This is a genomic window from Candidatus Finniella inopinata, assembly GCF_004210305.1.
GTDB lineage: Bacteria > Pseudomonadota > Alphaproteobacteria > Paracaedibacterales > CAIULA01 > Finniella > Finniella inopinata_A.
This window is the reverse complement of record NZ_SCFB01000006.1, coordinates 128,307-142,645: the sequence shown is the minus strand read 5'-3', so window position 1 is coordinate 142,645 and position 14,339 is coordinate 128,307. Positions and strand designations below refer to the sequence as shown.

Genomic DNA, 14,339 nt, shown 5'->3' with positions numbered 1-14,339 from the left:
ACTAACCGCCGAAAATTCCTTGTGCCGCAGACCTAAAATAGAAAGGTAGGTAAAATGACATGATGTTTTAGACTGGTTATACCCCATTCATATAATTTTACGGGCATTTTACGGCAGAGATTTTTTCCAGAAACAAGGTTCTAATCAGCTATTAATTCACCGTCCCTTTGGTCATGTTTCAGCGGCGTAAGTGGGGTGACACGGATCAACGTGATTTGATTGCGTTGGCGTCGCAAAATCTGAAACTTAAAATTATGGAATATGAAAATTTGATCGACTTCTGGAATTAAGCGCACGTGGTGCAGCAAAAGGCCGGCGACGGTGGCAGCGGGCTCATCAGGCAGATCCCATTCCAACTGGCGATTCAGGTCACGAATGGTCACAGTGCCATCAATAATATATGACCCATCGGGCTGAGGACGAACGCCACGAACCTTAATATCATGTTCGTCATCAATTTCGCCCACAATTTCTTCCAGTATGTCTTCTAGAGTGACTATACCTAATAAGACCCCGAACTCATCCACTACCAGAGCAAAATGTTCGCGTCGCGCCCGAAAAGCCTGTAACTGGCCCAGTAAGTCATTGCTTTCTGGTACGAACCACGGTTTGGTGGTGATGGATTGAATATCTAAATCATCCATATTTCCAGAATGTTGGCGCACAGCCCGCAAAACAGCCTTGGTGTTGAGCATACCAATAATATTATCAGGATCCCCCTTATAAACGGGCAAACGGGTAAAGGGACAGGACAAGACTTGATCCAAAATCATACTGGTGGGATTGTCAGCATTCAGCATGGTGACATTCTTACGATGAATCATAATTTCACCAATATGCACGGATCCCAAATCCAAAATGCTTTTCAGCATCGCTCTTTCCTGCGGAACATCTTGCCCAGGGCCTTGGTGCATGTCAATAATGCCGCGCAGCTCTTCCAACGATGCGTAAAGAGATGTTTGGCCACTAGTTTTAATCCCGACAAGGCTTAAGGTTTCGCGCGCTACGTAAGTAATAACATTATTCAAAGGGCGAAAAAGCCTGAAAATAAAATTCAAGAGGTTAGAGACTCGAAGCATGAAGCGTTCCGGACCATTCAATGCAACCATTTTAGGCATGACTTCAGCATAAATCAGGATAAGAGCGCCCATAATAAAGGGTGCAAGAAGCTTGCCAACCCACCCCCCCGCATTATCAAACAGTTCGGCGGCAATAAAGGCGACGAGGGTGTTCAACATGGTGTTACAGGTCAAAAGAACGCTGATGACCGCGCCCATTTTTTCTTGAAGCCGTCGGATAATATTGGCTCTTTCATCGCCCTCTTTGGCCAGTTGATGCAGCTTAGCGCGGGAGGCGGACGTCACCGCGGTCTCGGAAGCCGAGAAAAAGGCCGAAGCCATTAACAAAAGGACAATGGTCAGAATTAAGAGAGTCGTCATATAATTATTTTAAAAAGGGTTCTTCATCAGATCTCGAGGGTTCAGCATCGCGATAGTGTATTTTTGGTCCGCTGCCGTTTTCGTTTTCAGAAGAAGAAGGCAATGGTTGCGTAAGCTCAGACTTTATTCTCTTCCTTTTACGAGGCACAGGCCTCGCTAAACGAGGCTCTTTGCCTGGGGTCACCGGTCTAAAGTTTGTGGGGTCTTGCTCTTTACTTTCGATATATATTTTTTGCAGTTCTTGCATATAATCTTGGAAAGATTCAATCTGCAAAGATACATTTTGTTCAAATTTTTGCCATGGCGTGGTCAATGCCTTATCAGTCTGCAGCTGTTTATTATAGTCCTTCATGGCGTTATCAATGTTCTTTAATTCTTCCTTCGCTTTTTCTAAGGCCTCGCGAAATCTTTTTTGCAATGCGTCATTATTATTTTTTATTGGTGCATTTTCTCTTTTCTCTAAAAGAGAATGAAGCACCTCTATCTCCTTTTTCAAAACCTCTAAAGCTTGCTCTTTTTCACAGACAGAAGCCTCAGGAGTTTTGTTTCCATCAGCTTGAGCTCCTGTTAACAGGGCTAAGAATAAAAAAAAGATGACGGACATTGACTTGCTCACTCACAAACTAAATTTGGTGATTTATATCACGTTTTGATGGCATTAGCTAATAATCTTAGTAACACATGTCCTTCTTGATTTCCCTTGCCGATATCGGACAGAATCTCAACCAACGTTTTATTCTCCCAGGACACAATCAGTTCAAGCAGATAGGGGGCTGGACTGTGGCCGTCCAGGGATTTTAAAAATCCGCCTATATCTTTTAAAGCTTGATAGGCGTCATGACGTTCAGAAATGGTGACCACGTCCGGATTCTGTGAGGGAATGGGATCTGTCGGAGGTACAAGTGTATTTTCGAATAAAGGTAGGTTGGGCGCGTCTTCTTTAAGCGCCTGTTGTAATTTTTGTTCAAAACTTGTTTTTAGAATCCGAACAATCTCTTCCGAGATATTTCTTAATTTATTAAAGCTGGGTGCTTGGTTATTTACGAGGGCTTTCAACTGATGGCAAAGGGTATCTAAACCATGTAGCAATTGGGAAAATTGGTCTAATAAGGTTTGTAAGTGATCAGCTGCCGTCAATTCTAAAGCTTTTCGAAACCGATTTAACGTAACGTTTCCCTGATTTTCCGCCTGGGTAATCAGGTTTTTACCGTCGGGGGTTCTTTTAGCAATCACTTCTAAATTAGTAGCTGACAACCAATCAGCCAACGAAAGGGACGATAACGCAGGATCAGCCTCGCAATAGGTTAACGGTGAAAATAATAGCCGATTGGCAAAATGTTCATCCATCCATTCAAACAGACTCAGGCGTTGTTCAACAGATTCAGAATCGTCGTCTTCCAACACCGGATACAGGGCGGGCCAATAAGTTGTGCACAGATTGGTAATAAGGGTAATGCCTTGGATGGCCCCCTTTAACTGATCAAGCACAATCCAGGCTTCGGTCAGCCAGGCGGCAATTTGCAAGTCTTTTGATCGTGTTGACAGGGTCTCAACGCACAGTTTCTCGACCAAAGGCCAATCGGCCCGTTTAAATTCTGTTTGCCAAATGCCCTGGGAGAGGCTGCTGTCTTCCTCTCGTCTGGCTTCACGAATTTGATCGTACACAAGATCATATCTTAAATAAACGCCCGCTTCACCCCCTTCTTGTAAGGGAGAAATAAGAGTTGGAAAATCGACCTTTGATCGCACAGTTGCTGACATAAAGCGTTTCTTACTATGAATGCTATCTTTTTATGACACACCACAATTTGCAAATCGGCAAGAGGGAAAGATACGATCACCACAAGAACTATAGTGATCCTAGAAAATTGGACACAAAATAGGTGTTAAGTGAGATACAACTTCTTCGATTGGTGCAACGAAATTTTCTGACAATTTTACGTATGTTTTAAGTTCTAATTTAAGCTTGAAAAGGTGGCTGTTTTTAAGAACATCAAAGGCAATATGAAGAAATTTCACGAGGAATAGACGCGGTTAAAGGCAGGGGCGCGAAACAGCTACTAACTGCTTCGCACCTCCTTAGTGATTCTAGGATTTCTTTTCATCTAGAGCAGTTTGGTTATGTTCCGCTTTCGGGTTTTTCGTTAATCCTAAATCCTGTCTGGCCTTATCAAGATTCACGATAGTCCCTTCTGATTCTGAACCGCGGGCTTCTCCGTGGGAAACCAGATGCTTGATTTCTTCTCCCACAGCCTGGGCAAAACTAACTATGGACCCAAGGGAACGGATTTGAGCATCAGCAAGATTCTGACCAGAATCTGTAGCAACCAGAACCTCAACAGAATGGGCATTCCATGGTCCAGCCATTTGTCCTTTACACCGCGTTGGATCAACCCACCAGGCAATTGTTCCATCCAGTGTCACTATGGCATGGGAAGAAAACCCGGTTTGAATCCAACTGCCCAGAATGCGTGGCAGGTCAGAGGTTCCGTCTGCTTCTTCCTTGAGTCGGGACATAACAACGGTATCGAAGGGAGTCCCAGCAGCTCTAAGGGGAGCATAATTCGTTTCAGTTTTGCCCGTAGCTTTTGGGTAGTTAGTCACAACAAAGACACGTTCAGCGCTCTTATAATGTTTGACCAATTTGCCCTGGAAAGAATCTTCCGAGGGTGACACCAGCGCACTTAACGGTTGAACCGTGAACCCCGCGGCCGTGAAATCCTTTAGATCTGCGCTAGAACTAGAGCTACTTGCTGAAATTTCACAAGAAAAGATGTTTAGGATTGTTAAGCAATAAACTAACCTGATTGATAATTTTTTCATTTTATCCTCCTACTTTTACTGATAACTAACTGTCCCTCACTTTATACTCCATTTTAGCAAAAATATAAACAGCTTTACTCTTTATCGGGCAAAAAACCTTCGTGTTGCAAAGACCACAGATGGGCAAAGTGGCCGCCTTTTTTCAAAAGCTCCTTTTGTGAACCTTCTTCAATAATTTGGCCTTTATCAAAAACCAAAATACGATCCATATGTTTTAAGGTTGAAAGGCGATGAGCCACAATAAGGGTTGTTTTGTTCGCCATCAATTCAAGCAAACTGACCTGAATGTCTTTCTCGGTTTCGGAATCTAAGGCAGAAGTCGCCTCATCTAAAAGTAAGATCGGCGTGTTCTTTAAAAACGCCCGGGCAATGGCCAAACGTTGCCGTTGTCCGCCTGAAAGTTTCAATCCCCGCTCACCAACCACAGTGTCATAACCGTTTTCCAGTTTCTGAATGAAGCCATGACAATGGGCTTTTCGGGCAGCTGCCTCAATTTCTTCATCGGTGGCGTTTAAATTCCCATAGGTCAGGTTTTCTTTAACTGACCGATGGAACAGGTTGGTGTCCTGGGGGATCAGGGTGACGTGTTCCCGCAATGACGCCTGGGTGACATTGGCTATATTCTGCCCATCAATCAAAATCTCCCCGCTGCCAATGTCAAAGGCACGCAAAATCAGATTCACAAAGGTGGTTTTGCCGGACCCTGAAAACCCCACCAGGCCAACTTTTTCAAGGGCTTTGATACGAACCGACAGCCCCGAAAACAAAGGCATATTTTTACGATACCCAAAGACAACATTTTTAAACTCTATTTCTCCGTATGGGACAGAAATTTCAAGAGCCGTCGGTTTGTCCTGCACGGAATGTTCATGCCGCAATAAAGACAAAGAACCGCGAAGGATACCGATATCTTGAAATATATCGACCAACGTCATGCTCATATGCCATATCAGTCCCAATAGATTAAAGCTTGTCATAGCGACAAGAGGAAAATCTCCGACGCTAAGCCAGCCATCTTTCCAACCTTTTAATAACAAAGAAATTGTAGTCAGCATGAAACATAGGGCAGCAAATCCTCTGAAAAAATCAACCTTTTGAATGGCCCAGGTGGCGCTTTTAGATTTTTTTATTTCCGTTGCCTGGAACGTTTTTATCCGTTGCGTTTCAAAACCAACCCGAGAGAAAAACTTCATACTGCTTGCATTATTAATGATATCAACTGTTTCGCCATTTAATGTGGCTATGGATTCATAGTGGTCAGAGGATTTACTTTGCACTTCCTCTAGATAGTAAAAGGTGATCCCCATGTGGGTGGCACACCAAAGGGTTATTAAAGCCGTAAATACAAAACTGGCCTGCGCAACCACTACAATGGAACTGACAAAAACGAAGAAGATGGCGATAACATACCAAATAAAATGATCGATAATCTGATGGCTGCTTTTGGGGATATCGGCAATTTTTGCCCCAATGCTGCCCGCTAGGTTCGATGAAAAGTAATCGACTGACTGGTCTTTTACCCAGTCAAACGTGTCTTCGCGCATTTTGGCTCTAAATGCAGGGTATAAGTAATAAGATATAACTCCTGAAAGACGCATGGCAATTTCCATGGTTAGCCAGCAGACTGTTATCCCAACAATCGGGAATTTAAAGTTTTCCCATAAAGAGCCAGCGGGATCCACATGGGTAACGCCTTCTACGAACAATTTCAAAAAATAAGGGAATAAAGATTCGTTTAAGGCCCAGATCAACATAAAGGCCACCAGACAAATGAATTGCCCCCTGAAAAGCTTTACGTAACGCCACAAAAAGGCAGACGGAGTATGAGGCAAATGCATAAAATAACCGATTCAGTATAAAGACTGGCAGAACGTGAGGAGACGTGTAACTGCCTTAATTATTAATTACTAATATACACTTGCACTCTTTTTTTTAGAAATGTATTTTGGTTCTTTCGGCTATATTGTTATTCGAATCTAAGCACTAATGACACAGGTTCAATTAGGGTCGCTTGGGACGGTATAAATCAGGATACCGATTTCCTTTTCGGGGATGGGGTAACAAGAGGCAAAGACATAAATAGTCTTATCATTTGTAGTCTTGTCATTCTGAATTGTAGAAAAAAAAGCTTTTAAGGTCTCATAAGGAATGTCTGACAACTTATCAACAGTTCCTTTTGGTTCTTTATCGTCGCCAATAACCCACCAATCAATCTTGCTAACTTTTAACGTTTTTTCATCCACATCAAGGCCTTTTTGAAAGTTAAATAACTCGCCTTTGACCAAATCTTTTCCCTTGAAAAAGTTTTCTGCAGAAGGTTCGTTATTAGGGTTGATTAAAATGGTTCTAATAGGTTTTCCCTGCACGTAACCATCTGGTGACGAGTCTGATGCATAGGCTAGACTTGCTAAGAAAGGAATTAGAACACACAAAGAAGAAAATTTCATTTTTTAAAAACTCTAATAATTAACAGTATTTATAATTTTACCTAAAATTAGTTGCCGCATTCAAGTCTGAAGTGCAACACCTGGTAAATTTTTTTGGAACGCCTCGAGTGGTGTAAGACAGCCCAAGGATTTTCTTGGTGTTGCACTTCATTTTAGAACAGGGCGTTAACAAAACGTAAATTCATAGAAGATCGTTTTAATTGTGAATAAAATTTACACCTAAGAAAAAACAAATTTTCGACAAATTTTATTTGATCAACGCACTCAAACCTAGCAAACTAAACGATACTTTTTTAAAAACTTAAGGTTTTAGAATGATTGTAACAAGGAAACACTTTGGTTTCTCTCGGATAGCTACTATGCCGGGCTTTACGCTTATTGAATTAGCCGTTGTCTTGATGGTCATCGGCATCATTGCTGGCGCGGTTTTCAAAGGCCAAGATTTACTGGAATCGGCAAAAATTCGGTCTGTCATGAATGATATTAATCGGTTTCGCTTGGCTATACACATGTATCAAGAAACCTATGGCGCTCTACCCGGTGATGATCCTCATGCCGTTACGCATTTTGGCTCGGGCGTTGCGAATGGTAATGGAAATGGCATTATTGAGGGGGATGAAGTAAATGCGTTTTGGCAGCATTTAAACAAGGCTGGACAATTGGGCAGCCCCACTGCCCCAACTTCAAAATTTGGCGGAAAGTACAGCGTTGTTTTTCAACCAAATGATGCCTGTCGGGGGCACTGGATAAGACTTGGCAAAGAAAATGGTGATCAAGCAAATGGGGGGTTGTTAACGCCAAAACAGGCCCAGCAACTTAAAAGTAAAGCCGAAGAAGGGGGTAATCTGAACCCTACCCAAGGAAACATAAGGGTTATGGAAGGACAGGGCGTTCCACTGGGCCAATGCGTCCAAGGAGACCATCTGAACCTGCAAGTTGATTCGCCAACCTGTGTGATTTTGTCTGTGTTTTAGCACGGACAACTTTCAAATCGTAAGCCTTTAGTGCGTTGTTTCCAAACAGATCTTGCCATCATTGGAGAGGCTACAACTTCTCGTCGTAGGCTTCTTCCAAAACTTTAGCGCGGTGGTTCCATGTCAGGGCAAAAAAGAACGCGCTTAAAAGGGCCGATACGGTCACCAACAAAAACGCATCGTCCCAACCTGAATAGTCAACAATAAATCCGATGCCAACGCCTGTAATGGCTGTGCCCAGGTATCCAAAAGTTCCCGTTAAACCAGAGGCAGCTCCTGCCGCCTTTTTTGATGCGAAGTCGGTAGCTGCGACACCCACCAAAATCTGCGGACCTGAAACCAAAAAGCCAATCGCCATCATGCCAATAAAGTGCAGCCACGCTGATTCAACGGGTGATTTCCACAACAATACAACGCATAGACAGGAAAGAACCATGAAAATGGACCCTACTTGGCCCCGGTGGCCTTCAAAAACTTTGTCTGACAGATAACCCGCCACAAGGCCCCCAAACATCCCTGTCAGGTCAAAGGCGGCCGCCTGCCATCCCGCCATATACAAAGAGCTGCCTTTGAATTCCCGCAAGAATGTGGGCGCCCAATAAAACACGGCCATACGCACAATGTATAAAAAGAAATTGGCAAAGCAAACGTACCAGACAAGCTTATTCTTCATAACCTTATCAAACATAATTTGGCGCATAGACAGGCGTTCATCTTCTTCATCCTCAACACCATTGGAAAGACCGTGATGGGATTCAATGGACGGCAATCCTAATGATTCAGGTGTGTCGCGCAGACGATTGAACAAAAATGCTGCCAAAAAAATACAAAAAATACTGGGTACATAAAAAACATACCGCCAGCCAAAATGTTCAATTAAGAACGGGGCGGAAATAAGCACAATTCCCCCCCCAATTTGTTGAGAGGTATTCCATAATGCCCATTTGGTGGCAATTTCCTTGGGGCTGAACCAATGGGTTAACAACCGGGCGCACGGTGGCCATCCCATTGACTGGAAGATGGAATTAAGGGTCCACAGAACCATGAAAAGAGTCAGACTAGAGCTCATGCCCATGAAGAAGTTCATAACCGCAGACATCAACAAACCAAAGGTCATGAAATAACGCGCATTACTGCGGTCACTTAACAAACCGCTAAGGCCTTTCCCCAAACCATAAACAATAGCAGCTAGGGTGATAATGAGCCCAATCTGGGTTTTACTGTATCCCAATTCACTTTGCATAGAGGGGATAGCCATGGTGAAATTTTGCCGTAGCAAATAAAACCCTGCGTACCCTATCATCATCGAATACATGATTCGTATCCGCCAGTATTTGTAGGCGGGACGATTATCAGCGGAGTCTAAGGGAGGTATAGAGGTAATAATATAAGAAGGCACCATAAACGCTTACCTAGTCAGTTTAAAATTGAGCGAGAACAATTTTGACTTTCTTGTAGAAACTTGTCTAGCATTCTTATGTTTTTGCATTTCTACTCTCCGATACAAAATAGTCTATAATAAACATGATAATTACGTACACCCAATGCCAACTATATGTATTGAATTTGGCCGTATTTGTCCAGTTTTAATTCTCCAGCGATCGACGCAAGATGTCTATGTCGCTGGCAAACTCCCCGTCTTTGGCAGAAATTTCTTGAATTTTTTTCACCGCATGCAAAACAGTTGTATGATCGCGGCCACTAAATTTTCGTCCAATTTCCGGTAAAGATTTTGATGTTAATATTTTAGATAAATACATGGCGACTTGACGAGGGCGCACTATATTTTGTAATCGGCGGCTTGATAGCAAATCCGACATTTTGACGTTATAAAACTCACAAACATGTTTTTGGATATCTTCAACAGATAGGCGCCGGTCATTAGACCGTAACAAATCTCGTAAGACATCTTGAGTAGTATCAAGGGTGATGTTGCGCCCTACCAAAGTTACATGCGCCACGATTCGGTTTAAGGCCCCCTCTAATTCGCGAATGTTGGAACTAATTTTAAAAGCCAAAAATTCCATGACTTCCTTAGGCACGTCTACCTTCATGCTCTCTGCTTTTGCTTGCAGAACGCCCAGCCGAAGTTCATAGGTGGTGGGATGGATGTCAGCGACCAATCCCCAAGCCAGCCGTGATTTTAAACGCTCCTCCATTTTTTCAAGATCAGAGGGGGATTTGTCTGCCGACATGATCACCTGGCGGTTATTGTCAACCAAGGCATTAAACGTATGGAAGAATTCCTCCTGTGTGGTTTCCTTGCCACCGATAAACTGCACATCATCAATCATCAAGACATCGACTGTTCGAAATTGTTCTTTAAAAGAAACGGTGTCTTTATAACGAAGCGCCCGAATAAACTGATACATAAATTTTTCGGCCGACAGATAAATGACCTTGCGTTGGGGGTGAACTTTTTTAATATGCCATGCGATGGCGTGCATAAGGTGGGTTTTACCTAGACCAACTCCCCCATAAAGGAACAAGGGGTTGAATAAGGGAGCATCTGACTCGGCAACACGAAGGGCTGCAGCATAGGCAAACTCATTGGGCTTACCAACCACAAAATTTTCAAATGTAAACCGGCTGTCAAGAGCGGCGCCTACGTCTTCGCGCTGTTCATCCAGTGTTTCTTCTGGGCTTGAAAACCTGTCTTGCGGGGAAATCTTTAAGCCTTCAGAGGCGACGGATTGGACCTTGATGGCAAGCTTTTTGACCTCAGGCAAGGCCGCTTTCCAGTGATACAATAATTTTTCACCATAGTTCGCCAAAACCCAATCTTTAACAAAACGTGTAGGTACTGTTAAATACAGGCATCCATCTTCTAAATTTTCAACATTTAAAGGCTGAAGCCAACTTTTAAAAACTGTTTCTCCAAGCTCATGAATTAATTTTTCTGAAACCTCTTTCCACAGGATTTTCAGTAATTCTGTTGAATCTGGCAAGGTCGATAAAACTGTCATGCAAAAAGCCTAAATGAACGCGGTTTAAGAATTTGAGTTGGAAGTAACCGGAATCACTTTGAAATCCAGCTTATCCAATTGAATAATGATTTCGTGTTCTTCACCAACGGTAGCACGATGATTGCCGGGACTGCTATATCGGGCAAAAACCACAGCCCCCTCGCCCGATACACGGGTGGCTACGATGGGAGCCTCGAGCCTTTGGCCGCGAATGATATCCCATTCAAAAATATCATATTGGCCAGCATAGTCGCTTTTAAGTTGAGGAAGCTTACGAAAATACGTTTCAGCATCCATTTTCATGAGTTCTTTCAAAAGTTCGGGGTTATAAGCAATAATAATATGGATGGTTACAGGTGATGTGTCATTCACATTATCAGCAGCTTTGAACTTAACTTTTTCAAGCCAGACTTTTGCAGTACTAAAGCTACTTAGGGATTTAAACGCAGAAAATATAGCATCCGTGCCGCAACCCACAAGCACAAAGGCCACCCAAAGAAGGGCTAGGACCGGACCTAGGCGGGATTTTGATTGGGACATTAAAAAACCTAATTGAGTATAAGCTATTTTGTATTCGCATAAACGCATCATAACGTCTAGAGGGTATTTTATGTCTATCTCTCAACGCATTTCAATATTTAAAAATCGTTTTTAATTTTAATTTTAATAATTTAATAATTCTCCTTTTATTAACAAAACATTAACTTCGAAAGACTATTATCATAATCCAATAGGTATTATATTTAAGAAAGGTCCTAAAGATGGACTTAATTAATAAACAATCGCACAAGGCTGACTTAAATTACTTGCGCCAATCTATGAGCATGCCCTTATTGGAACGCGAGCATGAAGAAAAACTAACGAAGGCTTGGCATGACACCCGCAACCAACAAGCGCTGCATACTCTGATAAGATCTTATATCAGGCTTGTTATTAGCATTGCGCTTCGATATCGCCACTATGGACTACCTTTGGCGGATATCATCCAAGAAGGTAACCTTGGGTTATTGCACGCGGCTGAACGATTTGACCCCAAAAGAGAGGTTAGATTCTCGGCCTATGCGAAGTGGTGGATTCGCGCGCATATTCAAGATTTTGTTCTAAGAAATTGGTCGATCGTTCGCACAGGTTCAACCACGTCTCAAAAAGTGTTGTTTTTTAATTTAAACCGCTTGAGGAATAAGTTGACGAAAATTAGCACGGATTTGATGAACCCAGAAGAACAACGCTATATTTCCGATACGCTGAATGTGTCTGTGCAGGATGTAAGGAATATGGAAAGCCGACTTTTGTACCCTGATCTGTCATTAAGCGCCTCAATAAGCGAAGGGGGTGAAAATAAGTGGGAAGATTTGCTGAGGGACGAACGCCCCAGTCCCGAAGAAGCCAGTGTCAAGCAGCACGATAATCATGTATGTCAAAAATGGATTGCTAAGGCAATGGATTGTCTAAATCCCATTGAACGGCTTATTATAATGAAAAGGTGGTTAAGCGATTCACCAATGACCTTAGAGGTGCTGGGTATAGAATTAAAATTAACAAAAGAAAGGGTTAGACAAATAGAGGCACGTTCTATTCGAAAGTTACGCCATTTTTTAATGAATAATGTGCACGGTGTCCGTGAAATTCTTGATTAACAATGTAATGACTATATGTTCCTAGACCGCCGGGGGGATTCTTTCTCGATCTTAATCCATCCACCCTGGGTTCTTTTCAAATAACACCCGCCAGCAGTGGCGCCTTTGAAGGTTGGGGCTATAAGCTTTTGATACAATCGTTGCACAACGGAATGACTCAAGGGGTAAGGAGCCTTCCCAATATTCAAGATCACTCTTTTCAAAACACGGCACGCAATCTCAACAGGCAATGTTTTGAAACAATCCAGCTTTAAACCCTGATCATCCTTAAAACAAACCTTAAGAGCCTGGTCGGTTTGCTGTTCACAAAAATCCTCAGCAGCCTGTAATTGAATAAGTGTTTTCTGAACTTTGTCAGGTGTTAAGCCTGCATCACTAAGTATGGTCAACAATTGACGCCAGCGAACACGTTCGAAGCGCGTATTTTTATTGCTGGGGTCGTCTAAAAAAGGTTGCTTAAAGGTCTGTAACGTTAACGTTAAGCGGTCAGGGGGAATGGTCAGCAGAGGGCGCACAAGTTGCCCAAAACTGGTTTTCACCATGGCGCGTATTCCACACAAACCCGTCAAACCTGATCCTTTGCTAAGGCGCATCATGATCGTTTCCCATTGATCATGCAGATGATGGGCCGTCATCAGCGTTTCAACCTTATGGGCAAGACACCAATCAGATAAAAGCTGATACCGGGCATCACGCGCCTTGTTTTGGATATCATGCGTCAAGGGCGGATGATGCCAGGTTAGGACATGGTGTTCAAGGCCATGACTATCCATCCACTGGTGGACCTGGCCCGCCTCAGCTGTCGATTCAGGCCGCAATTGATGATCAACTGTCAATGTAACCAAGTTCATGGGATTCGGGGTTTCGTCAGCCAATTTTTTCATCAACAAAGCCAAGGCCAGGCTGTCACCCCCCCCTGATACGGCAATAGCAACCTTGCCCTGTAAATAAAAAGGGTCTAGCAGTGCCGCGAATTCAAGTTTCGAAAGGATTGTCAATAACGTGAAGATGCCGTCGGAGTCAAACTTTATAAGTCTTAGCATGGAGGAAATCAAAGCGTCATCCGAAAAGCCGAACAGAAAATCCCAAGAGCGGACGAGCAAAATCTCTTGACGGATTTGTAATACTTGATGTTTGATCTGAACAATATACTTTTAGAACATTATTTTTTGTGATCGACGTTTCCTCAACTGCAATTCCCGTCCACGTAGCCCTTATTATGGACGGTAATGGCCGCTGGGCCAAAGCTAGGGGCAAGCCAACGATCGCAGGTCATCGGGCAGGCGCGGAGACAGCCAGGCGCATTACCGAACGGGCCGCACAATTGGGTGTTAAATATTTGACCCTGTATACTTTTTCGTCGGAAAACTGGCTGCGTCAGAAAAGTTGGGTTGATGATTTAATGGGATTGATCCGGTGGTATCTAAAAAATGAACTGAAGTCCTTACTGAAAAATGGTGTTCGTCTGCGTGTGATCGGCCAGCGGGATCTTTTGCCCCCGGATATTCAAACCCTGATTGAGCAGGCTGAAAAACAAACAGAGGATAATTCCACCATTACCGTTATTCTAGCCTTAAGCTATGGTTCCCGCCAAGAATTGACCCAGGCTGCGAAAAGCATCGCCCATAAGATCGCCGAGGGCACTCTTCATGCCGATGATGTAACGCCAGAGATTGTGGAGCAACACCTTTATACAGCAGGCATTCCAGACCCAGATTTATTGATTCGAACCAGCGGAGAACTGCGATTGAGTAATTATTTGTTATGGCAAATGGCGTATACCGAATTCGTTTTTTCCCAAACCTTGTGGCCTGACTTTACAACGGATGAGTTTGACCAGGCGCTTGAAACATATCATCGTAGGCAACGTCGTTATGGCTTATGAGATTGTATTATTTACGCAGGGTTCTATAGGAGGGCCCCCAAGGGCGCATTTTGTCCAACGCTCGGATAAATTCGACCAAGGAGTAATTTCGGTGGCGCCGGGCGTTAAAGGTAGTGCAGTATAAATCTCTTATCTGATGAAAAAACTTAAGAATCAGGGGAGAACGTC

At 43.2% G+C, this 14,339-nt stretch carries 13 protein-coding genes; 3 read left to right on the top strand and 10 right to left on the bottom strand.

Annotation, left to right across the window (positions count from 1 at the left end):
- Window positions 1-140: 140 nt before the first annotated feature.
- From EQU50_RS05640 to EQU50_RS05615, 6 genes are all read right to left on the bottom strand, one after another.
- Complete coding sequence (locus EQU50_RS05640) at window positions 141-1,439, bottom strand: HlyC/CorC family transporter (protein WP_130154163.1); 1,299 nt, start codon at window positions 1,437-1,439, stop codon at window positions 141-143.
- A gap of 4 nt (window positions 1,440-1,443) precedes the next feature.
- Window positions 1,444-2,043, bottom strand: coding sequence for a hypothetical protein (locus EQU50_RS05635; RefSeq protein WP_130154162.1), 600 nt, complete (start codon window positions 2,041-2,043; stop codon window positions 1,444-1,446).
- Window positions 2,044-2,081: 38 nt separating this feature from the next.
- A complete protein-coding gene (gene tssA, locus EQU50_RS05630; RefSeq protein ID WP_130154161.1) occupies window positions 2,082-3,200 on the bottom strand; it encodes a type VI secretion system protein TssA in 1,119 nt (372 codons plus the stop codon).
- A gap of 327 nt (window positions 3,201-3,527) precedes the next feature.
- On the bottom strand, window positions 3,528-4,262 hold the full coding sequence (locus tag EQU50_RS05625; RefSeq protein WP_130154160.1) for a hypothetical protein: 735 nt from the start codon (window positions 4,260-4,262) through the stop codon (window positions 3,528-3,530).
- 74 nt (window positions 4,263-4,336) lie between these two features.
- Entirely contained in the window at window positions 4,337-6,100 is a 1,764-nt protein-coding gene (locus EQU50_RS05620) for an ABC transporter ATP-binding protein (protein ID WP_130154159.1), read from the bottom strand.
- A gap of 159 nt (window positions 6,101-6,259) precedes the next feature.
- The gene (locus EQU50_RS05615; RefSeq protein ID WP_130154158.1) at window positions 6,260-6,709 is read right to left on the bottom strand and encodes a hypothetical protein; all 450 of its coding nucleotides are present in this window, start codon (window positions 6,707-6,709) and stop codon (window positions 6,260-6,262) included.
- A gap of 314 nt (window positions 6,710-7,023) precedes the next feature.
- On the opposite strand from EQU50_RS05615, the gene EQU50_RS05610 reads away from it, so the two are divergent.
- Window positions 7,024-7,683, top strand: coding sequence for a type II secretion system protein (locus tag EQU50_RS05610; protein WP_130154157.1), 660 nt, complete (start codon window positions 7,024-7,026; stop codon window positions 7,681-7,683).
- Between the two features lie 70 nt (window positions 7,684-7,753).
- On the opposite strand, the gene EQU50_RS05605 is transcribed toward EQU50_RS05610, so the two are convergent.
- The 3 genes from EQU50_RS05605 to EQU50_RS05595 form a co-directional block, all read right to left on the bottom strand.
- The gene (locus tag EQU50_RS05605; protein WP_130154156.1) at window positions 7,754-9,085 is read right to left on the bottom strand and encodes an MFS transporter; all 1,332 of its coding nucleotides are present in this window, start codon (window positions 9,083-9,085) and stop codon (window positions 7,754-7,756) included.
- A gap of 184 nt (window positions 9,086-9,269) precedes the next feature.
- Complete coding sequence (gene dnaA / locus EQU50_RS05600) at window positions 9,270-10,649, bottom strand: chromosomal replication initiator protein DnaA (RefSeq protein WP_130154155.1); 1,380 nt, start codon at window positions 10,647-10,649, stop codon at window positions 9,270-9,272.
- Between the two features lie 24 nt (window positions 10,650-10,673).
- Window positions 10,674-11,189 carry a hypothetical protein gene (locus EQU50_RS05595; RefSeq protein ID WP_130154154.1) on the bottom strand — a complete coding sequence of 172 codons (516 nt, stop codon included), beginning with the start codon at window positions 11,187-11,189 and terminating at the stop codon, window positions 10,674-10,676.
- Window positions 11,190-11,410: 221 nt separating this feature from the next.
- Between EQU50_RS05595 and EQU50_RS05590 the strand changes: the two genes are divergently transcribed.
- Window positions 11,411-12,286 (top strand): RNA polymerase factor sigma-32, encoded by an 876-nt coding sequence (locus EQU50_RS05590; RefSeq protein ID WP_130154153.1) that lies wholly within the window; start codon window positions 11,411-11,413, stop codon window positions 12,284-12,286.
- Between the two features lie 11 nt (window positions 12,287-12,297).
- Here EQU50_RS05590 and tilS read toward each other — a convergent pair whose 3' ends face one another.
- A complete protein-coding gene (gene tilS, locus EQU50_RS05585) occupies window positions 12,298-13,329 on the bottom strand; it encodes a tRNA lysidine(34) synthetase TilS (RefSeq protein ID WP_130154152.1) in 1,032 nt (343 codons plus the stop codon).
- Window positions 13,330-13,457: 128 nt separating this feature from the next.
- Here tilS and EQU50_RS05580 point away from each other — a divergent pair, with 128 nt between their 5' ends.
- Entirely contained in the window at window positions 13,458-14,171 is a 714-nt protein-coding gene (locus EQU50_RS05580) for an isoprenyl transferase (RefSeq protein ID WP_277986311.1), read from the top strand.
- The last annotated feature ends 168 nt before the right edge of the window (window positions 14,172-14,339 follow it).

Bases quoted from the DNA above. Each gene is read 5' to 3' on its own strand.
- tilS (WP_130154152.1), bottom strand. From the start codon at position 13,329: ATGCTAAGACTTATAAAGTTTGACTCCGACGGCATCTTCACGTTATTG.
- EQU50_RS05635 (WP_130154162.1), bottom strand. From the start codon at position 2,043: ATGTCCGTCATCTTTTTTTTATTCTTAGCCCTGTTAACAGGAGCTCAA.
- dnaA (WP_130154155.1), bottom strand. From the start codon at position 10,649: ATGACAGTTTTATCGACCTTGCCAGATTCAACAGAATTACTGAAAATC.
- EQU50_RS05625 (WP_130154160.1), bottom strand. From the start codon at position 4,262: ATGAAAAAATTATCAATCAGGTTAGTTTATTGCTTAACAATCCTAAAC.
- EQU50_RS05620 (WP_130154159.1), bottom strand. From the start codon at position 6,100: ATGCATTTGCCTCATACTCCGTCTGCCTTTTTGTGGCGTTACGTAAAG.
- EQU50_RS05615 (WP_130154158.1), bottom strand. From the start codon at position 6,709: ATGAAATTTTCTTCTTTGTGTGTTCTAATTCCTTTCTTAGCAAGTCTA.
- tssA (WP_130154161.1), bottom strand. From the start codon at position 3,200: ATGTCAGCAACTGTGCGATCAAAGGTCGATTTTCCAACTCTTATTTCT.
- EQU50_RS05605 (WP_130154156.1), bottom strand. From the start codon at position 9,085: ATGGTGCCTTCTTATATTATTACCTCTATACCTCCCTTAGACTCCGCT.
- EQU50_RS05590 (WP_130154153.1), top strand. From the start codon at position 11,411: ATGGACTTAATTAATAAACAATCGCACAAGGCTGACTTAAATTACTTG.
- EQU50_RS05595 (WP_130154154.1), bottom strand. From the start codon at position 11,189: ATGTCCCAATCAAAATCCCGCCTAGGTCCGGTCCTAGCCCTTCTTTGG.
- EQU50_RS05640 (WP_130154163.1), bottom strand. From the start codon at position 1,439: ATGACGACTCTCTTAATTCTGACCATTGTCCTTTTGTTAATGGCTTCG.
- EQU50_RS05610 (WP_130154157.1), top strand. From the start codon at position 7,024: ATGATTGTAACAAGGAAACACTTTGGTTTCTCTCGGATAGCTACTATG.